The following is a 21,135-nucleotide window of genomic DNA, read 5'->3' on the forward strand; positions in this document are numbered from 1 at the left end:
GGGCGCGAACGGCGCGTTAGTGCGCGCCGTTCGCGCCCGGCGAATGCAAAAGGGAAGAAGTCGATCCGAGAGTTGGCGAAAGCGCGGGCACAAGCGCCTCGTGCTCGCCCTCGCGTATCAGCACGAGCGGATGGCCGAATGCAGCGCTCGCGCGCTGCGGCGTGAGCACCTCTCGCACGGGGCCCGCGTGAAAGCCGCCGCGGCCGTCGAGCAGGAGCGCGTGCGTCGCGAAACGCCGCGCGAGATTGAGATCGTGGCAGGAAAACAGTACGGCGCGCGCCTCACTTCGCACCCAGCGCGAGAGCGCTTCAAGGCACGCAATCTGATGATGCAGGTCGAGATGCGCAAGCGGTTCATCGAGCAGCAGCAGCGGCGCGCCCTGACACAACACGGCTGCCAGCGCGGCGCGCTGTCGCTCGCCGCCCGAGAGCGACAGCACATCGCGCGCGGCGAACGCTTCGAGGCCGAGCATGGCGAGCGCGGCGTGCGCGGCGGCACGATCGGCGTCGCCCTCCCAGCCCCAGCCCGAAAGATGCGGATAGCGATTGAGCAGCACGGTGTCGAGCACGCTCGCACTGAATGCGTCGCGCTGGTCCTGGGGCATCAACGCGCGGCGCTGCGCGAGGCGCACCGGCTGCCAGTGTGCGAGCGCGATACCCTCCACTTCCACGCTTCCCGCCGAAGGCTCGCGCAGGCCCGCGAGCGCGCCGATGAGCGTAGTCTTGCCCGCGCCATTCGCGCCCGCGATGCACCAGATTTCGCCGGCGGCAAACCTTTGCGTGAGCGATTCGACAAGCGTGCGCGCGCCGGCTCGCAACGTGAGCGCGTGGACCGCGAGAAGAGGTGGAAGTGTGCCGCTCATCGTGCGCGCCTCGCGAGTAGCATCCACAGGAAAACGGGCACGCCCGCGAGCGCAGTCACAACGCCCACCGGCAACTGCGCGGGCGCAGCCACCGTACGCGCGACGAGGTCAGCGCCCATCACGGCGACGCCGCCCGCGAGCGCGGCGGCGGGCACGAGCATGCGCTGGTCGTTGCCGAACGCGAGGCGCAGCATGTGGGGCACGACGAGCCCAACGAAGCCGATGGTGCCGCCCGTCGTCACGGCGGCGGCCGCCGCGAGCGAGGCGGCAAGATAAATGCCCACGCGCAGACGCAACACCGGCACGCCGAGCGCCTGCGCAGCGGCGTCGCCGCGCGGCAACACGTTGAGCATCGGCGCGGCCGGCACGATGCACGCAAGGACCACGCCAAGCGTAACGAGCGCAGGCCATGGCGCGCCCGCGCCATTGAGGTCGCCCGTGAGCCAGAACAGCATGCCGCGCAGGCGCGTGTCGGGCGCGAGTGTGAGCAGCAGCGTGATCAGCGCGCCCCAGCCTGCCGCCGTCACCGCGCCCGTCAACAAAAGCCGCGGCGAGCTGTCCTGCGGCTCGCCGCGCCACAACTCGCGGCGCGCGAGGCCGAGCACGAGCAGGATCGAAACGAACGCGCCCGCACATGCGCTCGCCTGCACGCCCCACCACGCCACGCCCGCGATCATCGCCACCAGCGCGAACGCGGCAGCGCCGCCGGAAACACCGAGCACATAGGGCTCCGCGAGCGGATTGCGCAACAGCACCTGCAACAGCGCACCCGCCAGCGCGAGCAGCGCGCCACAAGCAAAGGCCGCCAACGCGCGCGGCAAGCGCAGCGTACGCACGATTTCAATCGCCATGTCGGGGGCGCCGTGCGCAGGGGTGAGCGCCGCGAGCGCCTGGGCAAACGTCACACTCACGCTGCCGGTTGCAAGCGATGCGACGAACACCGCGAGCGCGGCCGCAGCGAGCGCGCCCCAGATCATGCACGCGCGGCGTGCGCTCATCGCGCGGCGCGGCAGCGCGTGCAACGGCGGCACAGCATGGGACTCATCGCGGCTCATGGAACGCATCGAGGAACTCAGCAGCGGGTTTCAATCAAACTCACACAGAAAGACAGCAGGGATATCGCAGGCCACGACAGCGTGCAGTATTTTTGTCGCTAAGGATTCTGCATGATGTGTGGCAGAGCGTGGCAAAAGCGGCATGGCAAATGCCGTTCACAAAAGCACTGGCAATGGATCATGAATCCGTGATGTTATAACGCGCGGACCCTGAGCGAGACGACGCGCTGCGCGCGGCCGTGGCAAATTGCGTTCCCGCCCGGCCTATGCAGCACACGTAGCGAGGGATTCGTGCCTGATTCGGGTAAGAAGCCGGGTTGTTACGTCTGGAAACGACACAATCATCAAAATACGCGTTAATCCGCGCTAGAATGCCTGTCTTTAGAGGACGCAGCACATGCTCAACGAACTCGAAACACTCTCACAAAACATCGGGCGGCTGATCGAGATTAATCAGCGCCAACACGAAGCACGCCTCGCACTCGAAGAGCAACTCGCGCAGCTGCGTGCGCAATGCGACGAAACACGCGCCGAACTCGAACAGGTCCGCGAAGAGCGCGCCACGCTGCAAGCAGAGCGCGACGCACTCTCGGCCAAGATCGACGATGCGCAGGTGCGTCTGAACGCGATCCTCGAAAAGCTGCCACGCGCACGCGCTGGTAACGAGCGCGACAACCAGCTCGATCTGCTCGAACCGTCGCAGAGCAACGACGACGACAGCAACGCGGCCCGCCACGGAGAAAACGCATGACCACCAAGCAGATCGAAGCGACGATACTCGGCCAAACCTATCGCCTCGTCTGTTCGCCGGAAACGGAACAGGCGCTGCTCGAAGCCGTGGCGCGCGTGGACGCCGAAATGTCGAAGATCCGCAATCACAGCAACGTGCGCGGCACCGATCGCATTGCCGTCATGGCCGCGCTCTCGCTCGCTTCGGAACTGCTGCGCCTGCAAACGAGCGTGCGTCACGGAGAAGCATTCCCAGCCGAAGAAATCCGTCGTACAATGCGCCAAATGAATGAACAACTGGGCGCGGTGATTCACCAGTACGGTGTGCAATAAGCGCTGCAGTACGCTGCGGTTGTAAGAGCTAACGTGCGGTATGATGTTGTTCATCGGTAGCGTTGATTTGTTTAGAAACGCGTGTTTCCAAACACAGCTGCCAAACAGTTTAGTCAGCTTCCCTGCCTGGTTCGCCAAGGTCATATATTCCTTGAACCAATGCCATGTGCACGGTTGCGGAAATTTGTAGCACGGGCGTGCGCGTCACACAGTCTGATGTACCCGAAGTGCTGCTAACTGCGACCAATTCTGAACCCTCGGTTCAGGATGCCGGCCTAGCGGCTATGGCGGGGACCTATTCAAACGGCATCGGACCACAGTCCGATGCCGTTTTCCATTGTGCGGCACGAATTGCGCGTGCATGCCTGCCCCTCTCCCCTTTCGACGTGAACTTCGACTCATGCGCTACTGGCTGATGAAGTCCGAACCCGACGAAGCAAGCATCGACGACCTCGCAAACGCGCCGCAGCGCACGCTGCCCTGGACCGGCGTACGAAACTACCAGGCGCGCAATTTCATGCGCGACACCATGCAGCAAGGCGACGGCGTGCTGTTCTATCACTCGAGCTGCCCCGAGCCAGGCATCGCGGGCATCGCGCAGGTGTCGTCCACGGCATACCCCGATCCTACGCAGTTCGATCCGAAAAGCCCTTACTACGACGCGAAATCGACGCAGGAGAATCCGCGCTGGATGCTCGTCGACGTCGTGTTCAAGAAGAAGTGCCCGCTGATCGCTCTGGCCGCGTTGCGCGAGCACGAGGAACTCGCGGACATGCGCGTGCTCGCCAAAGGCAATCGCCTGTCGATTACACCGGTCACCACGGCCGAGTGGAACTTCATCACGAAACATCTGATGTGATGCGGCTTTGACGCGGACCGGGCACGCACACAGCATCCGCGCGCGACTTCAAGCACAATCGCGCACAGTCGCGCGCTGTTACGTCGTTGTTTCGTTGCCGTTACGTTGCCATTGCGTCGGCGTTACGATGCCGCACGAGCAGCTCGCGCGCGACGCAAGTTCTGCAAGGAGCCTCAATGAACCGAAAAACCGCCGTCACGCTCGCCGCCGCATTCGCAGCCGCCCTCCCCCTCGCCATGACGCTCGCGCCGGGCGCCGCGTTCGCACAGAGCGACGCGCGTTTCCAGCAACCCTCGGGCGTGCTGTCACTTTCCGCGCAGGCCAGCGCCGAAGTGCCTCAAGACGTCGTCAACATTACGCTGTTCTATGAACAGGAAGCGAGCGATCCCGCCTCGCTCACGGCCACGCTCAATCAGCGCGCCGACGCCGCGCTGCAACGCGCAAGAGGCGTCGCGGGCGTGACCGCGCACTCGGGCCAGTTCTCGATCTTCCCTTCCACCGATCGCGACGGGCGCATCTCCGCGTGGCGCGGACGCACGGAAGTCGTGCTCGAGTCGCATGATTTCGCGGCGGCGTCGAAGCTCGCCGGTGACCTCTCGTCGATCATGCAGGTCGGCAACGTGCAGTTCTCGCTGTCGCCCGAAGCGCAGCGTGCCGCCGAGCAAAAGCTTCAAGGCCAGGCCATCGCCTCGTTTCGCGACCAGGCCCTCTCGGCCACGCGCGCGTTCGGCTACAACAGCTACACGATTCGCGACGTGAACGTGGGGCACTCGGGCGTGATGCCGCGCCCCATGATGATGATGAGCGCGCGCGCCGCTTCGGCTGACGCGAAGATGTCGTCGCCCGTGCCGCTCGAAGGCGGCACATCCACGGTGACGGTCAATGTCTCCGGCTCGGTGCAGATGAAGTAACGCGCGCCATACAAGCAACACGCAAGCAAAAAAGGCCACGGTAAAAACCGTGGCCTTTTTCATGGGCTAAAACGCGTGGAGCGTATGCGCGTGTCAGCTCTTCGCGCCCGCGACCTGCGCGCTGTCGTTGCCGTTCTTGTTTCGATTGGCGCGGCGATACGCCCACACCATCAAGCCGATGCCCGCGATGATCATCGGCAGCGAGAGCCACTGGCCCATCGAGAGGCCGAGCGCGAGCAGGCCGAGGAAGTCGTCGGGTTCGCGGGCGAATTCAACCGTGAAGCGCGCAAGACCATAGCCGATCAGGAACATGGCCGAAATCGCGCCAACGGGGCGCGGCTTGCGCGCGAAAAGAATCAGCACGATGAAAAGCGCGATGCCTTCCAGCGCGATTTCATACAGCTCGGAAGGATGGCGCGGAAGCAGGTGGTACTGCGCGAACACTTCGTTCAGATGCCACTGCGCGGCCAGTTGCGGATGCGCGGCAAGCCACGCGGCGTCGTCGTTCGCAGCGCCCGGAAACAGCATGGCCCACGGCGAGTCGGGCGACGTCACGCGACCCCACAACTCGCCGTTGATGAAGTTGCCGAGCCGGCCAAAGGCGAGCCCCGTGGGCACCATCGGCGCGACGAAGTCCGTGACCTGCAGCCAGGTGCGGCCGCGTTGCCACGCGAACAGAACCATCGCGAACGTCACGCCGAGGAAGCCGCCGTGAAACGACATGCCGCCTTCCCACACCTTGAAGATGTCGAGCGGATGCGCGAAATACCAGCTCGCCTTGTAGAACAGCACGTAGCCGAGGCGCCCGCCCAGAATCGTGCCGAGCACACCGTAGAACAGCATGTCGTCGATGTCTTTCGCGGTCCAGCCCTGGGCGGCCACGTAAGGCAGACGCAGGCGCAGACGGCCGATCACGATCGCCAGAATGAAGCCGACGAGATACATGAGGCCGTACCAGCGCACGGCGAGCGGCCCCAGATGAATGGCGACGGGGTCGAAGTTCGGGTGGATGAGCATCGTGGATGAAGTCTTGTCGGCGATATCAGTTGAAATCGGGTTGTAAGCAGTTACGCGCCACTGGCTAAACAGGCAAAGGGCGTTGGACGTTTGCAAAGCGGCGAGGTTCGCCGCCGGCGTGTCATGGCGTGACATTATCGCCGACGCGAGTAGGCGCGAACCAAAATGCACGTTGGGCGATGCGCCGCGAGTATAACGGTGACAGATGACGTAGCCGGCATGCTCTCCTTCGCGCTAGCCCTCGCGCCTGTGCAAACCCGCCGTCGCTGCATGCGCCCGCACGATCTCGATAAACGCCGCGAGCACCGGGCTCACCTCGGCCGAGCGCCAGACGAGCCCCGTTTCGATGGCCGGCAGTGCCCCGGCAAGCGGCCGGTACACGACGCCCGTGCGCCGCAAATGGCGCAGCGACTGCGGCACGAGCGCCACGCCCATGCCGGCTGAGACGAGGCTCACGATCGTCTGCATCTGGATCGCTTCCTGCCCGATGAGCGGCGCGAGGCCCGCCGCGCCGTAGCAGTCCATGATGGTGTCGTAGAAACCAGGGGCCAGATGGCGCGGAAAGACGACGAGCGGCGCTGCGGCGAGGTCGCGCAGACTCACGGGCTCATCGTGCCAGTCATCGGCGGCCGGCCCGCCAAGGCGCGCCGACAACGCCGACGGCATTGCGACCACGAGCGGCTCGCGTGCGATCGGCTGGTAAGCAAGCTGAGCCGCGTAGCGCGGCGGCACGGGTGCGATCACGAGGCCCGCGTCGATGCGTCCCGCCACCAGCTCTTCCACCTGCACGTCGCTCGTCGCTTCGGCGAGTTGCAAGCGCACGCGCGGATAACGTGCGCCGAAATCGCGCAGCAAAAGCGGCAGCAAGCCGTAATCGGCGGTCGAAACGAAGGCCAGCGCGAGCACGCCCGCCTCGCCGCGCGCGAGGCTCTGCGCGAGCGGCCGCAGCGCCTCGGCGCTCGCCAACAGGCGCCTCACCTCGGGCAACAGATCGGTGCCCACGGCCGTCAACTCCACCGACCGGCGCGTGCGCGCGAACAACTCCACGCCCAGCGTCTCCTCCAGCGCGCGAATGGCCTGCGAGAGCGGCGGCTGTGTCATCGAAAGGCGTGCCGCCGCGCGGCCGAAATGCTGCTCTTCGGCCACGGCAACGAAATAGCGAAGCTGACGCAGATCGGGGATAGTCGGGTTCATCGGCAGCGGTCTCGCGCGGTTATCTTGTTGATTCTTTTTTCGACTCAATAGACCACGAATAATATATTGGACAGCGTTCTCGCGAAATCGCATGCTTCGACAGACGTGCCGGCGCTCGCCAAACCAGAACCCCCACCCGGCATCCGAGACGAATTCCACCGGAGGTCCCCATGTCCTATAACCGTCGTTCGAAGCACATCACGCAAGGCGTTGCCCGCTCGCCCAACCGTTCGATGTATTACGCGCTCGGCTACGAGAAGGCCGACTTCGACAAGCCGATGATCGGCGTCGCGAACGGCCACTCGACCATCACGCCGTGCAACGCCGGCCTGCAGCGCCTCGCCGACGCGGCCGTCGAGGCCATCAAGCGCGCCGACGCGAACCCGCAGACGTTCGGCACGCCCACGATCTCGGACGGCATGTCGATGGGCACGGAGGGCATGAAGTACTCGCTCGTCTCGCGCGAAGTCATCGCCGACTGCATCGAGACCTGCGTGCAGGGCCAGTGGATGGACGGCGTGGTCGTGATCGGCGGCTGCGACAAGAACATGCCCGGCGGCATGATCGCGCTCGCGCGCATCAACGTGCCCGGCATTTACGTGTACGGCGGCACGATCCGCCCGGGCAACTGGAAGGGCAAAGCGCTGACCATCGTCTCGGCCTTCGAGGCCGTTGGCGAATTCACTGCGGGCCGCATGACCGAAGAGGATTTCGAAGGCGTCGAGAAAAACGCCTGCCCCTCCACGGGTTCGTGCGGCGGCATGTACACCGCGAACACGATGAGCTCGTCGTTCGAGGCGCTTGGCATGTCGCTCATGTACTCATCGACGATGGCCAACCCCGACGAGGAGAAAGTCGACTCGGCGGCGGAATCGGCGCGTGTGCTCGTCGAAGCCGTGAAGCAGGACCTCAAGCCGCGCGACATCATCACGAAGCAGTCGATCGAGAACGCGGTGGCGCTCATCATGGCGACGGGCGGCTCGACCAACGCCGTGCTGCACTATCTCGCCATCGCACATGCCGCGGAAATCGAATGGACCATCGACGACTTCGAGCGCATGCGCAAGAAGGTGCCGGTGATTTGCGACCTGAAGCCCTCGGGCCAATACGTCGCGACCGACCTGCACGCGGCCGGCGGCATTCCGCAGGTGCTCAAGATCCTGCTCGATGCGGGCCTGCTGCATGGCGACTGCATCACCATCACCGGCAAGACCATTGCCGAAGAGCTCAAGGACGTGCCGTCCACGCCGCGCGCCGACCAGAAGGTGATCTTTCCCATCAGCCAGGCGCTGTACAAGGAAGGCCACCTGGCGATCCTCAAGGGCAATCTCGCGACAGAAGGCGCGGTCGCCAAGATCACGGGCCTGAAGAATCCGGTCATCACGGGCCCCGCACGCGTTTTCGACGACGAGCAGAGCGCGATGGACGCGATTCTCGCCGACAAGATCCAGGCGGGCGACGTGGTCGTGCTGCGCTACCTCGGCCCCAAGGGCGGGCCCGGCATGCCGGAGATGCTCGCGCCGACTTCGGCGATCATCGGCAAGGGGCTCGGGGAGTCGGTTGGGCTCATCACCGATGGGCGCTTCTCGGGCGGCACCTGGGGCATGGTGGTGGGCCACGTCGCGCCGGAAGCGTTTGAAGGCGGCACGATCGCGCTGGTGCAGGAAGGCGACTCGATCACCATCGACGCGCACCAGCTCCTGCTGCAACTGAACGTGGACGACGCCGAACTCGCGCGCCGCCGCGCGGCGTGGAAGCAACCGGCGCCACGTTACACGCGCGGCGTAATGGCGAAGTACGCAGCGCTCGCGCGCCCGGCGAATCAGGGCGCGGTAACCGGCTAACGGCGCGGCTAACGGCGCGGCCGAGCGCGGCTAGACGCCGCTCAAACCTTCGCCTGCGATAAAGCAAAGGGCGCACGTCCGGAACGTGCGCCCTTTGCTTTTATAATGCGACGACACAGCCGGCGCACACGCGGGCGGAGACCTGTATGAACAGTAAGTCGCAAGCCAGGAACAAGACAGCGACGCTCGCCGCCGCGCTCGCCATCGGCATTGCCGGCGCACTCGGGGCAGCCCCGGCCCGCGCGCAGCATGGACCCGCCGGCCTCGCGCTCGCTCAGCAGCAGAACTGCATGAGTTGCCATTCGGTCACGCGCAATTTCATGGGTCCGGCCCTACGTGATGTCGCCGCAAAATATGCAGGCAAGCCCGACGCGCAGACCTATCTCTCGCACAAGATTCTCGAAGGCAGCACCGGCGTGTGGGGCACCGTGCCGATGCCGGCCAATACACAGCTCAACCCAGGCCAGGCGGCCCAGCTCGCGAGCTGGATCCTCACGCTCAAGTGAGGCGTACGGTGTACGGCGCGGCGCGGGGTGACCTCCGGCCGCCGCGCCCACCGCGGAATCAGGCCGAAGGCGGGTGTCCCGCGCGCGCAGCCAGTTCCTCACGCACGGCGGCCTTCACCCAGTTGTTGAGTTCCGTTTCGAGCGCGAGACCGATCTCGCGCGACACCTGACCCACGAGCCAGTTCGAATGTTCCTGCATCGCCGCGCTGCAGCGCGCCTCGATCACGGCGCGGCCTTCGCCGGTGAGCCATGTGAGGCAGCGCCCGCGCAGGCGCTCGACGAGCGCGTCGGCGTCGTGCGCAAAGAGGCCTTCCTCGCGTTCGGCCACGGCCGCCTTCACGGCAGCGGCCGTCGCGCTCTTCGCCTCTTCGACGTTGTGCGCGCGCAGCGGATTGCCGGCCACCATCACCTCGCTCAAGAGCGGGATCGCCTCTTCCGGATCGTGCATGCCGGACATGTTCACCTCCATCGATCGGGGCAGTCGGCCTCGCGCCGGTACGCCTCGCGCGTCCGGCCTCAGCCGCCCTGCTTGTAGTTGTTGAGCGCGTAACCGCGGTCGCGGTAGAAACGATAGCGCTCGCGGCCCGACGCGAGTTCGTCGGGCGCATCGCCAATCACTTCGAGCAGGCGCTCGAAGCGTGCGAATTGAGGCGGGACCTGCGCGCCGAGATTGAGCAGCACACGATGATGCGGCGCACGCTCGAGATCCGTTGCCAGCACGATGGGCGATTCGCCCGCATGCGGGCTCTCCGCCATGCAGTGCGGCACGAAGTCGAGCGGCGAAAAGGTCCACAACATTTCGTCGAACGCGCGCAGGCGCGCGGGCTCGGCCAGCACCACCGCCTGCTGGCCCGCCTGATACGCCTTGCGCACGAGGCGGCACGCATACAGCAGCGAGTCGCCGACGTTCGTGTGGAAATCGATACGCGTCATGCCCACACCACTTTACACGCCGCCTGGCATGCAGCAATCGTCATGCCTGCCTTCATTGCGCCGCGCGGTCGATGAGGAACTGGGCGAGCAGCGGCACCGGACGGCCCGTTGCGCCCTTCGCCGCCCCGCTCTTCCAGGCCGTGCCCGCGATGTCCAGGTGCGCCCACGGGTAGTTTTCGGTGAAGCGCGAAAGGAAGCACGCCGCCGTCACGCTGCCCGCCGGACGCCCGCCAATGTTGGCGAGGTCGGCGAAGTTCGACTTGAGCTGGTCCTGATACTCGTCGTCGAGCGGCAGGCGCCAGGCCGGGTCGCCCGCTTCGCGCGAAGCGTCGAGCAGTTCGCCCGCGAGCGCGTCGTCCTTCGAGAACAGGCCGCTGTTGTGATGACCGAGCGCGATGATGCACGCGCCCGTGAGCGTGGCGATGTCGACCACGGCGGCCGGCTTGAAGCGCTCGGCGTAAGTGAGCGCGTCGCACAGGATGAGGCGGCCTTCGGCGTCGGTGTTGAGCACTTCGACCGTGAGGCCCGCCATCGTCGTGACGATGTCGCCCGGCTTCGTGGCGTTGCCCGCGGGCATGTTCTCGCAGGTCGGGATGATGCCGATCACATTGAGCTTGAGCCCCATTTCGGCGACCGCGCGGATCGTGCCGAGCACCGAGCCCGCGCCGCACATGTCGTACTTCATCTCGTCCATGCCCTCGCCCGGCTTGAGCGAGATGCCGCCCGTGTCGAACGTAATGCCCTTGCCGACCAGCACGATGGGCGCGGCCTTGGCGCTTGCGCCCTGGTAGTGCAGCACGATGAACTGCGGCGGCTCGACCGAGCCCTTTGTTACAGAAAGAAACGAGCCCATCTTGAGCGTCTCGATCTGACGCTGGCCGAGCACCTCGACCTTGAGCTTCCAGTCGCGCGCGAGCTTCTTGGCCGTGGCGGCGAGATAGGTGGGCGTGCAGACGTTGCCCGGCAGATTGCCGAGGTCGCGCGTGAGGTCCATGCCGTTGGCGAGCGCGACGGCTTGCTTCGCCGCGACCTTCGCTGCCTTCTCTTCGGCGGCGTCGATGCTGAAGACCACGCGCTTGAGCGCCCGCTGCGCGACGTCGGGCTTGCTCTTCATCTGTGTGAAGCGGTAGGTCTCGTTGCGCAGCGCGAGAATGGCGGCGCGCACGCCCCATTCGCCCGTGCGCTCCTTCACCGGCAGTTGCGCGAGCGTGAACGTGACCTGTGCGATCTTCGTGCCGAGGATCGCGCGCCATGCGGCTTTGACCGCGTCGCCGTAAGCCTTCTGGCTAAACGAGTCCTGCTTGCCGAGACCCACGAGCAGCACGCGCGAGGCGCCGATGCCGCTCACTTCCGGCAGAAACAGTGTGGAGCCGGCCTTGCCATCGATGTCGCCGGCCTTGACGACGCGCGCGATTGCGCCGCCAATGGCGCTGTCGATCGCGAACGCCGGGCCCGAGAGGGTTTGCGCCTCGAACACGCCGACTACGACACAATCCGACTTGCCGGTCAGGAAGGAGCCTTCCCCGCCTTTGCTCCAGTCACAGGCTTTTATGCTAAAGTCCATCGCGCTTGTCCTCGGATAAAATCAGGGCTTAGGATGAAAGCCGCAATTATCCGCTATTTTTCCCGCGGCGGCTCCTGGGCGGTTGCGCGAGCTGCGCGCCTCCCGGCACGGGCCGCCCGCCCTGCCCATCAAGAATGATCTTCGAACGTTCCCTGCAGCGCGAACTCGCGTACACGGCCGGCGCCGTGTTCATGGTTCTGCTCACGATCATGCTGACGACGATGATGATCCGCATCGTCGGCTTCGCCGCGTCCGGTCAGATCGACCCGCGCGACGTGCTGGTGCTGATCGGACTGACCGTGATCGGCTACATGGCCGTCATGCTCATCGTCACGCTCTTCGTGTCGATCCTGTTCGTCCTCACGCGCTGGTACAAGGATTCCGAAATGGTCGTATGGCTCGCCTCCGGGGTGAGCCTCACGCGCCTGATCAAGCCGGTCGCCACCTTCTCCGCGCCGATCATCCTGCTTATCGTGTTCTTCGCGTTCATCGGCTGGCCGTGGTCGAACGCGCAAAGCAAGCTCATTCGCGCGCGCTTTCAGCAGCGCGATGAAGTGTCGCTGCTCGCGCCTGGCCAGTTCCGCGAATCGCCCACCACGCACCGCGTGTTCTTCATCGAGCGCATGAGCCCCGACCAGGCGCGCGTGGAGAATGTATTCGTCACGAGCACGGAAAACGGCAAGGTCAGCGTGATCGTCTCGAAGACGGGCCACACCGAAACCATGCAGAGCGGCGACCGCTTCGTCGTGCTCGAAAACGGCCGCCGCTACGACGGCGAGCCGGGTCACCCGGACTTTCGCATCAGCGAGTTCCAGCGCTATGGCGTGAAGATCACGAGCCAGCCGCTCGTCAACACGCCTTCGGCGAGCACCACGTCCACACCGGGCCTGTTGCGCCATCCCACCGACGACAACCTGGGCGAGCTCGCCTGGCGCGCCGGCTTGCCGCTCATCGCGATCAACCTGATGCTGCTCGGCATTCCGCTCGCGTACCAGAACCCGCGCCGCAGCCGCACGATCAACCTCGTGATGGCGGTGCTGATCTACCTCACCTATTCGAACCTGCTCAACGTCGTGCAGTCGCAGATCGAGCAAGGCAAGATGCCGTTCGGCGTCGGCCTCGTGCTGCTGCACACCGTGGTGCTCGCGCTCGTCGTGTTCATCTTCTGGATACGCGTGCGCAACCGGCCGCTCTTCACACGTGCGATGTTCCGGCGCGCCTCTTCAGGAAACTGAGAGGAAAACTGACCGATGCGCATCTACGAAAAATACTTCGCTCGCCAGGTTTACCTGACGTTCATCTTCATTCTGTTTGCCTTCTCCGGCCTGTTCTTCTTCTTCGACCTCATCAACGAGCTGAATTCGGTCGGGCACGGCAACTACAAGTTCCAGTACGCGGTGCTGCGCGTGGCGCTCCAGGCGCCCTCGCGGCTTTACGAGATCATCCCGGTCGCAGCGCTCATCGCCGCGATCTACGTGTTCGCGCAAATGGCGGCGAATTCCGAGTACACGATCTTTCGTGTGTCCGGCCTCGCCACGAACCAGGCGCTGCGCTCGCTGCTCAAGATCGGCGTGCCGCTCGTGCTGCTGACCTATCTGATCGGCGAAGTGGTCGGCCCTTACACCGACCAGCTTTCCGAGCGCGTGCGTCTCGAGGCGTTGGGCTCGGCGGTGTCGAGCAACTTCCAGTCGGGTGTGTGGGTGAAAGACACGCTCACCGCGCGCGCCGACGGCGAACAGGTCACGCGCTTCGTGAACGTCGGCGAGTTGCTGCCCAATGCGACCATCACGAACGTGCGCATCTACGAATTCGATTCGAAGTTCCGGCTCTCCAACGTGCGCCTGGCGAAGAGCGGCACGTTCCAGCCGCCGGGTCACTGGCTGCTCAAGGACGTGACCGATACGCAGCTCATCAGCGTGCCGCCGCCGCAGAACCAGCCTGTCGATGCGCTCAATCCGGTCTATCGCGCAGAACAGACCTCGGCGCCCGAATACTCGCTGCGCTCGGAGCTCACGCCGAACATTCTCTCGGTGCTGCTCGTTTCGCCCGACCGGATGTCGATGTTCAACCTGTTCCGCTATATCCAGCACTTGACCGAGAACCATCAGGACGCGCAGCGCTACCAGATCGCGTTCTGGCGCAAGCTGCTCTACCCGTTCGCCGTGTTCGTGATGCTCGTGCTCTCGCTGCCGTTCGCGTATCTGCATACGCGCGCCGGTGTGGTGGGCATGAAGGTGTTCGGCGGGATCATGCTCGGCATGAGCTTCCAGCTCGTCAACACGCTGTTCTCCCACGTGGGTACACTGAACACCTGGCCTGCGCCGCTTACCGCGGCGACACCGGGGCTCATTTATCTCGCGGTCGGGCTGATCGGGCTCAAATGGGTTGACCGGCATTGATGCCGGGCGCCCTCGTCCGCTAGCTCGTCCAATTCGCTGATTCGCACAGGCTCGCAGGCATGGGCACGCACGGCATGATTCTCTTTGGCCACGGCGCGCGCGACGCGCGCTGGCAAGAGCCGTTTCAGCGCCTGGCCGCAAAGCTCGCCGCCGCGCGCGGCGATGCGGGTCCGGTCAGCCTCGCCTTCCTGGAACTCATGGCCCCGAGCCTGCCTGATGCCATCGCCTCACAGGCCACGGCGGGCTGCGACACGATTACGGTCATACCGGTGTTCTTCGGCCAGGGCGGCCACGTGCGGCGCGACCTGCCCGCGCTGATCGCGCAATGCCAGAGCGAACATCCGGGTGTGCGCCTGCGTTGCGCGGGCGCCGTCGGCGAGGACGACGCGGTGCTCGATGCGATCGTGCGGTTTTGCATCGACAACGAACGCGACTGACAACGCGCACGCATAAAAAAACGGGCTCGCCTTTCAGCGAGCCCGTTTTGCTTTCCTGGCCTTGATCGTGTGGCGCTCAGGCGGCGGCGCGGCGGTTTTGGCGATCGCCTTGCACTTCATCCTCGCGCTGCACCTGCCCTGCGCGTTCGGCGAACGCGTCGCCGATCATGAGCAGGCTTGGCTGCGCCGGGTCGAGCCAGTCCTGCGCCTCGCCCGCTTCGAGGCCCGCCAGCGTCAGCGTGAGCGTGCGCTCGCGCGCGGTGCTGCAAGCTTCGACGATCGCCACCGGCGTGGCGCCCGCGCGGCCCGCTTCGATGAGCTGGCGCGCGATCTCGGGCGCGCTGTCGCGGCCCATGTAGAACACGAGCGAATCGGCGTTGACGTGCTCGCGAATCTCCTCGCTGCCCGCCGCGCGCGAATACGTGGCGAGCGCAACACTGCGGGCCACGCCGCGCAGCGTCAGCGAGCGTTGCAGCGTCGCCGCGCTGGCGAGCGCCGCCGTGATGCCCGGCACGACTTCGAAGTCGATGCCGGCCGCTTCGAGCGCGCGCATTTCCTCGTCGGCACGGCCGAACAGCATCGGGTCGCCGCCCTTCAGGCGCACGACCACGCCATGCTCACGCGCGGCGTCGACGAGTTGCTTGTTGATGAAGTGCTGCGCCGTGGAACGCTGCCCGCAGCGCTTGCCGACCGCGATGAACTTCGCGGTTGGCGGCGCGTACTCGAGCATGGCCGGCTCGACGAGCGCGTCGTGCAGCACGACGTCGGCGCTCGCGAGCAGCCGTGCGCCGCGCACCGTGATGAGGTCCGCTGCGCCCGGTCCCGCGCCGATCAGATATACCTTACCCATTTGCTTCGAATCCATTATTGCGGCCGCGCGCGGCCGCAACGTCGCGCGACGCCTTAGGCCGAGAACGCGCGGATCATGCCCGCGGCCACCGTGTGATGCGTCGCCTCGTCGATCAGCACGAACGCGCCGGTGCCAAGATTCGCATCATACAGGTCGCAGACGAGCGGCTTCTGCAGCGAGAGCGCCACGCGGCCGATATCGTTCATTGCGAGTTCGTGGCGGTCGGTGGCGTGCGAGAGCGTATGCACGTCGAGCACCTGCTTGACCGCGCCGATCTTCGCGAACACCGTGCTCGTGGTCTGCTTGAGCAGGTACTTGCGCTGCGGCGAGAGCGGCTCGTCGTCGAACCAGCAGAGGTCCGCTTCGAGCTTCTTCGCCGGCTGCGCGTTGTCCGACGCTGGCACGAAGGTGTCGCCGCGCGAGACGTCCACGTCTTCGGTCAGACGAATCGTGACGGTCTGACCCGCGAACGCGCGGTCGACCTGCGCCGTGCCGCCCGGCACGGGCGCGATGATTTCCGCGACCGTTGCGCTGCGGCCTGCCGGCAGCACCGTGATGGCGTCGCCGAGCTTCACTTCGCCCGCTTCGACGCGGCCCATGTAACCGCGGAAGTCGTCGGCGCTGGAGCCGTCCTGGCGCGCGACCCACTGCACCGGGAAGCGCAGCGCTTCACCCGTGGCCTGCGCGACCGGCAGTTGCTCGAGCACGTCGAGCAGCGGCTCGCCCGCGTACCAGGGCATGCGCTCGCTCGCGGCCACGATGTTGTCGCCCTTGAGCGCCGAGACCGGCACGAAGCGCACGTCATTGAGGCCGAGCTGGCGCGCGAGCGCGACATACGCTTCGCGGATCAGATTGAACGTGGCTTCGCTGTATTCGACCAGATCCATCTTGTTGATCGCGACGATCACGTGCTGCAGGCCCAGCAGCTTGACGATGGCGCTGTGGCGCTTGGTTTGCGGCAGCAATTGCGTGACGCCGTTCTCGACCGTCACACGCGTGGGGTCGATCAGGATGATCGCGGCGTGCGCCGTGGAAGCGCCCGTGACCATGTTGCGCGTGTACTGCTCGTGGCCAGGGGTATCCGCGATGATGAACTTGCGCTTGGCCGTGGCGAAGTAACGGTACGCCACGTCGATCGTGATGCCCTGCTCGCGTTCGGCTTCGAGGCCGTCGGTGAGCAGCGACAGGTCGATCTCGTCGCCCACCGTGCGCTTGTTCTTCGCGCGCGAAAGCGCCGAGAGCTGATCCGAGAGAACCGCCTTGCTGTCGTACAGCAGACGGCCGATCAGCGTGCTCTTGCCGTCGTCCACGCTGCCCGCCGTGATGAAGCGCAGCACGCCGAGGTCTTCAGGTTGATGCGTCGTAACCATGTCTAATCTTTCCTCTCGCGTGCTCTTTAGAAATAACCTTGCTTCTTGCGCTGTTCCATCGCCGCTTCCGACGCCTGGTCGTCCATGCGTGTCGCGCCGCGTTCCGTGATCTCGGTCACGGCCGTCTCGGCGATGATCTTCTCGACGTTGTCCGCGTCGCTCGCCACCGGGCACGTGCAGCTGATGTCGCCCACCGTGCGAAAGCGCACCTGCGCCATTTCGCTGACTTCGCCTTCCTTCATCGGCGTGAGCGGCGTGACCGGCACGAGCAGGCCGTTGCGGCGCACGATCTCGCGCTGGTGCGCGTAGTAGATCGACGGCAGCTCGAGCTTCTCGCGCTCGATGTACTGCCACACATCCAGTTCCGTCCAGTTCGAGATGGGGAACACGCGCAGATGCTCGCCGTTGTGCAGGCGCGCGTTGTAGAGGCTCCACAGTTCCGGGCGCTGCGCCTTCGGGTCCCACTGGCCGAATTCGTCGCGGAACGAGAAGATGCGCTCTTTCGCGCGGGCCTTCTCTTCGTCGCGGCGCGCACCGCCGATCATCGCCGTGTAGCCGTATTGCTCGATCGTTTCGAGCAGCGTGACCGCTTGCGCGGCGTTGCGCGAATCGGTTTCGCGGCGCAGGCGCACGGTGCCCTTCTTGATCGAATCTTCCACATGGCCGACCACGAGTTCCGCGCCGATTTCGGCCGCGCGGCGATCGCGGAAGTCGATCACTTCCTCGTAGTTGTGACCCGTGTCGATATGCACGAGCGGAAACGGCAGCGCGGTCTTGCGGTTCGCGCCAAGGCCGAACGCCTTCAGCGCGAGCGCCAGCACGACGACCGAGTCCTTGCCGCCCGAGAACAGCAGCGCCGGCTTGCTGCATTCGGCGACGAGTTCACGCAGGATGTGGATCGACTCGGCTTCGAGCCAGTCGAGATGGTCCATGCGGTTCGCCGTGACCTGGAGCGGCGCGTTCACTGCTGAGTCGAGCGTGGTGCTCATGTTCGGATCCTTCCTTTATTCGCACCCCTTTTACGGGGCACGCGGTACTCGGTATACGGTAGCGCGCCGGTCTTCACGACGGCGCGGCAAAACTCAATCTTAGTTCGCCTGGTGGATCGACGACACTTCGACGACCGGAATGGCTGACACGGACGTAATGTGCAAGCCACATTCCTTCGTGTCGCGCGACTCCCACCACCAGCGGCCGGCGCGGCTGTCCTCGCCGGGACGGATGGCGCGCGTACAGGGCTCGCAGCCGATGCTCGGGTAGCCGCGTGCGTGCAGCGGGTTCACCGGCACCTCAAAGGCGCCCAGATAAGCCCAGACATCGGCTTCGGTCCAATCCGCGAGCGGATTGAACTTGTCGATGTTGCGCGCTTCGTCGCGCTCTTCCTCGTGCAGTTCCGCGCGCGTGACCGACTGCTCGCGGCGCTGGCCCGTGACCCAGGCGGAAACGCCGGAAAGCGCGCGGTTCAGCGGCTCGACCTTGCGGATTTCGCAGCAGCGCTTGCGCAGGTCCACGCTCTCGTAGAACGCGTTCAGGCCGTGCTGGGCGACGTACTCGTCCACCGCGTCCTGTTGCGGATGAAACTGCTCGATCTCGTAGCCGTAGCGCTCGCGCACAGCGTCGAGCATGCCGAGCGTTTCCGCGTGCAAACGGCCCGTGTTCAGCGAGAAGATGCCGATTTTCACGCCGCGCGAAAGAATCGCGTGGGTGAGCAGCATGTCTTCGGCTGCGAGGCTGCTGGCCAGCTTCACGCTGGCGTGACGCGCAGCGATCGAGTCGAGCAGCGCATCGAGGCGCTCGATTTTCGCCTGCAGGTCAGCCGTGATTTCGGTCGCTGGGGTTGTCAAAGCGGTGCTCATGCTGCTGCGCCTTGCTGTGCCAGACGGCGGCGGAACAGCGGCGACGGCTCGTCGAATGCGCCCTGGTATTGCACCGTGAACTCGGTGAACGCCTTGAGCGCGTCGTGGATGTCCTTGTCGGCGCGCACGGCGAACGCGTCGAAGCCGCAGCGCTCGTGAAAGCGCAGCTGGTCGCGCAGCACGTCGCCGATCGCGCGCAGTTCGCCCTTGTAGCCATAGCGCTCGCGCAGCAGGCGGCCGATCGAAAAGCCACGGCCATCGCGGAACACGGGGAAATCCACGCCGATCAGCGCGAGCTTGTCGAAGTCGGCGGCGATATCGGCCGGTTCGCTGTCCGGCGCGAGCCACACGCCGAGTTCGTCCTTGCCGCGCGAGGCGACGAGCGCGTCGCGCTGCGCCTGCCAGTAAGCGAGCGGAACCAGCACCTTGCCTGCGGGCAGCGCCGACACCTCGGGCAGCGCGCCGTCTTCGGCCGCACGCACGATTTGCCAGTTGTCTTCAACGATCTCGCGGTTTTTGATGATCAATGCCATTGCTCGAATCTCGTCTCTCGTTGCGTGCGGTTAAGCGTGGGCCGGCTGGCGCGATGCGTACACGCGCTCCTTGAACGGCGTGATGCCGACGCGGTCGTACGTGTCGATGAAGCGCTCGCCGTCGATGCGCAGCTCGACGAACGTGTCGACCACCTTCTGGATCACGTCGGGCATTTCTTCCGCCGAGAACGACGGTCCGATCACGCGGCCAAGGCGCGCGCCGTTGGCGCCGTTGCCCTGCTCGCCGCCGAGCGACACCTGATACCACTCAGAGCCGTCCTTATCCACGCCCAGAATGCCGATGTTGCCGACGTGGTGATGACCGCACGAGTTCATGCAACCCGAGATATTGAGCGACAGGTCGCCGAGGTCGTAGACGAAGTCGAGGTTGTCGAAACGCTCCTGGATCGCCAGCGCGATGGGGATCGACTTCGCATTGGCGAGCGAGCAGAAGTCGCCGCCCGGGCACGCGATGATGTCGGTCAACAGGCCGATGTTCGCCGTCGCGAAACCTTGCGCCTTCGCCTTTTCCCACAGTGCGAAGAGGTCGCGCTTCTTCACGTCTGCGAGAATCAGGTTCTGCTCGTGCGAGACGCGGATCTGGCCGAACGAGTACTCGTCGGCCCAGTCGGCCACGGCTTGCATCTGCGCGTCGGTGGCGTCGCCCGGCGCGATGTCGCGCGGCTTGAGCGAGAGCGTGACCGACGCATAGCCCGTCACGCGGTGCGGACGCACGTTGCGCTCGACCCAGCGCGCGAAGGCGCGGTTTTCCAGCAGATGCTTTTCGTACGACGTGTCCGTGTCGGCGATCTTTTCATACGCCGGCGGCACGAAGTACTGCGAGACGCGGTCGACTTCTTCCTGCGTGAGCGTCGAAGGGCCGTCCTTCAGGTGCTGCCACTCTTCTTCGACCTGCTCGGCGAACTTCGCCGGCGAGAGCGCCTTCACGAGAATCTTGATGCGCGCCTTGTACATGTTGTCGCGGCGGCCGTAGCGGTTGTACACGCGCAGCACGGCTTCGCAGTAGGTCAGCAGGTGCTGCCACGGCAGGTCGCGCTTGATGATGGCGCCGACGATCGGCGTGCGGCCAAGACCGCCGCCCGCGAGGATGCTCGCGACCACTTCACCCTGCTCGTTACGGTCGAGGTAGACGCCCAGGTCGTGGATCTGCACGGCGGCGCGGTCTTCCTTCGTGCCCGAGACAGCGATCTTGAACTTGCGCGGCAGCCACGCGAATTCGGGGTGGAACGTCGACCATTGGCGCAGGATTTCGGACCACGGACGCGGGTCGACGACTTCGTCGGGCGCGACGCCCGCGAACTGGTCGGCGGTGATGTTGCGGATGCAGTTGCCCGACGTCTGGATGCCGTGCATCTGGACCGAGGCCAGCTTGCGCAGGATTTCCGGCGTTTCTTCAAGCTTGATCCAGTTGTACTGGATGTTCGAGCGCGTCGAGAAGTGGCCGTAGCCGCGGTCGTGCTCGCGCGCGATCGTGGCGAGCATGCGCAGCTGGTCGCTGCGCAGATTGCCGTACGGAATCGCGATGCGGTGCATGTAGGCATGGCGCTGGTAGTACAGGCCGTTCTGCAGACGCAGCGGGCGGAACTCTTCTTCGCTCAATTCGCCCGACAGGCGGCGGCGAACCTGGTCGCTATATTGCGCGACGCGTTCGTCGACGATGGTCTGGTCGTACTGATCGTATTGGTACATTCGGGGACCCCAGGGTTGGTTCAATCGCGGCGTTCCGGTTACGCCGCGCTCCGACTTCTCGACTTCGTTCTTTCCGCACTGTTTTGCCTGCTCGAGGCGGCCGCGCCTTCAATCGCGCCGGTCATTTGCTAATGACCAAAACAGATATCCATATTGGAAAAGTTGGAGGAATG

General features: G+C 65.2%; 22 protein-coding genes and 1 other RNA gene. 10 read left to right on the top strand and 13 right to left on the bottom strand.

Translation table 11 applies throughout. The features are described from left to right. Positions 1–16 precede the first annotated feature (16 nt). Positions 17–862 (bottom strand): ABC transporter ATP-binding protein, encoded by an 846-nt coding sequence (locus U5A57_RS17080; protein WP_321912744.1) that lies wholly within the window; start codon positions 860–862, stop codon positions 17–19. After that, a complete protein-coding gene (locus U5A57_RS17085; RefSeq protein ID WP_321912745.1) occupies positions 859–1,917 on the bottom strand; it encodes an iron ABC transporter permease in 1,059 nt (352 codons plus the stop codon). The genes U5A57_RS17080 and U5A57_RS17085 overlap by 4 nt, the downstream gene beginning before the upstream one ends. Positions 1,918–2,314: 397 nt before the next feature. Between U5A57_RS17085 and U5A57_RS17090 the strand changes: the two genes are divergently transcribed. From U5A57_RS17090 to U5A57_RS17110, 5 genes are all read left to right on the top strand, one after another. Further along, positions 2,315–2,668: an ATPase gene (locus tag U5A57_RS17090; protein WP_321912746.1), complete on the top strand. Its 354-nt coding sequence runs from the start codon at positions 2,315–2,317 to the stop codon at positions 2,666–2,668. Continuing rightward, positions 2,665–2,979, top strand: coding sequence for a cell division protein ZapA (locus tag U5A57_RS17095; protein WP_042268772.1), 315 nt, complete (start codon positions 2,665–2,667; stop codon positions 2,977–2,979). The genes U5A57_RS17090 and U5A57_RS17095 overlap by 4 nt, the downstream gene beginning before the upstream one ends. Positions 2,980–3,095: 116 nt before the next feature. Beyond that, a non-coding RNA gene (ssrS, locus tag U5A57_RS17100) (6S RNA) lies at positions 3,096–3,277 on the top strand. A 102-nt stretch (positions 3,278–3,379) separates the two neighbouring features. After that, entirely contained in the window at positions 3,380–3,838 is a 459-nt protein-coding gene (locus U5A57_RS17105) for an EVE domain-containing protein (RefSeq protein WP_201693722.1), read from the top strand. Positions 3,839–4,014: 176 nt separating this feature from the next. Then, positions 4,015–4,749 carry an SIMPL domain-containing protein gene (locus tag U5A57_RS17110; protein WP_321912747.1) on the top strand — a complete coding sequence of 245 codons (735 nt, stop codon included), beginning with the start codon at positions 4,015–4,017 and terminating at the stop codon, positions 4,747–4,749. Between the two features lie 93 nt (positions 4,750–4,842). Here U5A57_RS17110 and lgt read toward each other — a convergent pair whose 3' ends face one another. Both lgt and U5A57_RS17120 read right to left on the bottom strand, forming a co-directional pair. After that, entirely contained in the window at positions 4,843–5,766 is a 924-nt protein-coding gene (lgt, locus tag U5A57_RS17115) for a prolipoprotein diacylglyceryl transferase (RefSeq protein WP_321912748.1), read from the bottom strand. A gap of 234 nt (positions 5,767–6,000) precedes the next feature. Then, positions 6,001–6,960 (bottom strand): LysR family transcriptional regulator, encoded by a 960-nt coding sequence (locus tag U5A57_RS17120; RefSeq protein WP_321912749.1) that lies wholly within the window; start codon positions 6,958–6,960, stop codon positions 6,001–6,003. Between the two features lie 170 nt (positions 6,961–7,130). Here U5A57_RS17120 and ilvD point away from each other — a divergent pair, with 170 nt between their 5' ends. Together ilvD and U5A57_RS17130 are read left to right on the top strand one after the other, a co-directional pair. Beyond that, a complete protein-coding gene (gene ilvD, locus U5A57_RS17125; RefSeq protein ID WP_321912750.1) occupies positions 7,131–8,804 on the top strand; it encodes a dihydroxy-acid dehydratase in 1,674 nt (557 codons plus the stop codon). 146 nt (positions 8,805–8,950) lie between these two features. Beyond that, the gene (locus tag U5A57_RS17130) at positions 8,951–9,310 is read left to right on the top strand and encodes a c-type cytochrome (protein ID WP_321912752.1); all 360 of its coding nucleotides are present in this window, start codon (positions 8,951–8,953) and stop codon (positions 9,308–9,310) included. Positions 9,311–9,368: 58 nt separating this feature from the next. Here U5A57_RS17130 and U5A57_RS17135 read toward each other — a convergent pair whose 3' ends face one another. The 3 genes from U5A57_RS17135 to U5A57_RS17145 are packed head-to-tail and all read right to left on the bottom strand — an operon-like array spanning position 9,369 to position 11,807. After that, positions 9,369–9,767 carry a DUF2486 family protein gene (locus U5A57_RS17135; protein ID WP_321912754.1) on the bottom strand — a complete coding sequence of 133 codons (399 nt, stop codon included), beginning with the start codon at positions 9,765–9,767 and terminating at the stop codon, positions 9,369–9,371. Between the two features lie 59 nt (positions 9,768–9,826). Next, a complete protein-coding gene (locus U5A57_RS17140; RefSeq protein WP_158757228.1) occupies positions 9,827–10,243 on the bottom strand; it encodes a DNA polymerase III subunit chi in 417 nt (138 codons plus the stop codon). A gap of 52 nt (positions 10,244–10,295) precedes the next feature. Then, complete coding sequence (locus tag U5A57_RS17145) at positions 10,296–11,807, bottom strand: leucyl aminopeptidase (RefSeq protein WP_321912757.1); 1,512 nt, start codon at positions 11,805–11,807, stop codon at positions 10,296–10,298. 134 nt (positions 11,808–11,941) lie between these two features. Between U5A57_RS17145 and lptF the strand changes: the two genes are divergently transcribed. The 3 genes from lptF to U5A57_RS17160 are packed head-to-tail and all read left to right on the top strand — an operon-like array spanning position 11,942 to position 14,643. Further along, positions 11,942–13,042 (top strand): LPS export ABC transporter permease LptF, encoded by a 1,101-nt coding sequence (gene lptF / locus U5A57_RS17150; RefSeq protein ID WP_321912759.1) that lies wholly within the window; start codon positions 11,942–11,944, stop codon positions 13,040–13,042. A 15-nt stretch (positions 13,043–13,057) separates the two neighbouring features. Next, the gene (gene lptG, locus U5A57_RS17155) at positions 13,058–14,206 is read left to right on the top strand and encodes an LPS export ABC transporter permease LptG (RefSeq protein WP_321912761.1); all 1,149 of its coding nucleotides are present in this window, start codon (positions 13,058–13,060) and stop codon (positions 14,204–14,206) included. Between the two features lie 59 nt (positions 14,207–14,265). Beyond that, positions 14,266–14,643: a CbiX/SirB N-terminal domain-containing protein gene (locus U5A57_RS17160; RefSeq protein ID WP_321912763.1), complete on the top strand. Its 378-nt coding sequence runs from the start codon at positions 14,266–14,268 to the stop codon at positions 14,641–14,643. Between the two features lie 76 nt (positions 14,644–14,719). Here the strand turns inward: U5A57_RS17160 and cobA are convergent, their stop codons facing one another. From cobA to U5A57_RS17190, 6 genes are all read right to left on the bottom strand, one after another. After that, the gene (cobA, locus tag U5A57_RS17165; RefSeq protein ID WP_321912765.1) at positions 14,720–15,493 is read right to left on the bottom strand and encodes a uroporphyrinogen-III C-methyltransferase; all 774 of its coding nucleotides are present in this window, start codon (positions 15,491–15,493) and stop codon (positions 14,720–14,722) included. A gap of 53 nt (positions 15,494–15,546) precedes the next feature. Then, positions 15,547–16,863: a sulfate adenylyltransferase subunit 1 gene (locus U5A57_RS17170; protein WP_321912766.1), complete on the bottom strand. Its 1,317-nt coding sequence runs from the start codon at positions 16,861–16,863 to the stop codon at positions 15,547–15,549. Positions 16,864–16,889: 26 nt separating this feature from the next. Next, positions 16,890–17,852 carry a sulfate adenylyltransferase subunit CysD gene (gene cysD, locus U5A57_RS17175; RefSeq protein ID WP_321912767.1) on the bottom strand — a complete coding sequence of 321 codons (963 nt, stop codon included), beginning with the start codon at positions 17,850–17,852 and terminating at the stop codon, positions 16,890–16,892. 99 nt (positions 17,853–17,951) lie between these two features. Continuing rightward, a complete protein-coding gene (locus tag U5A57_RS17180; protein WP_321912768.1) occupies positions 17,952–18,719 on the bottom strand; it encodes a phosphoadenylyl-sulfate reductase in 768 nt (255 codons plus the stop codon). Then, positions 18,716–19,252 carry a DUF934 domain-containing protein gene (locus U5A57_RS17185; protein WP_321912769.1) on the bottom strand — a complete coding sequence of 179 codons (537 nt, stop codon included), beginning with the start codon at positions 19,250–19,252 and terminating at the stop codon, positions 18,716–18,718. Before U5A57_RS17185 ends, U5A57_RS17180 begins: the two co-directional genes overlap by 4 nt. A 30-nt stretch (positions 19,253–19,282) precedes the next feature. Continuing rightward, positions 19,283–20,962, bottom strand: a complete 1,680-nt coding sequence (locus U5A57_RS17190; protein ID WP_321912770.1) for a nitrite/sulfite reductase — start codon at positions 20,960–20,962, stop codon at positions 19,283–19,285. Positions 20,963–21,135: the final 173 nt, after the last annotated feature.

Origin of the sequence: Paraburkholderia sp. J11-2 (assembly GCF_905220185.1) — a bacterium.
In the GTDB taxonomy this organism is placed as follows: Bacteria; Pseudomonadota; Gammaproteobacteria; order Burkholderiales; family Burkholderiaceae; genus Paraburkholderia.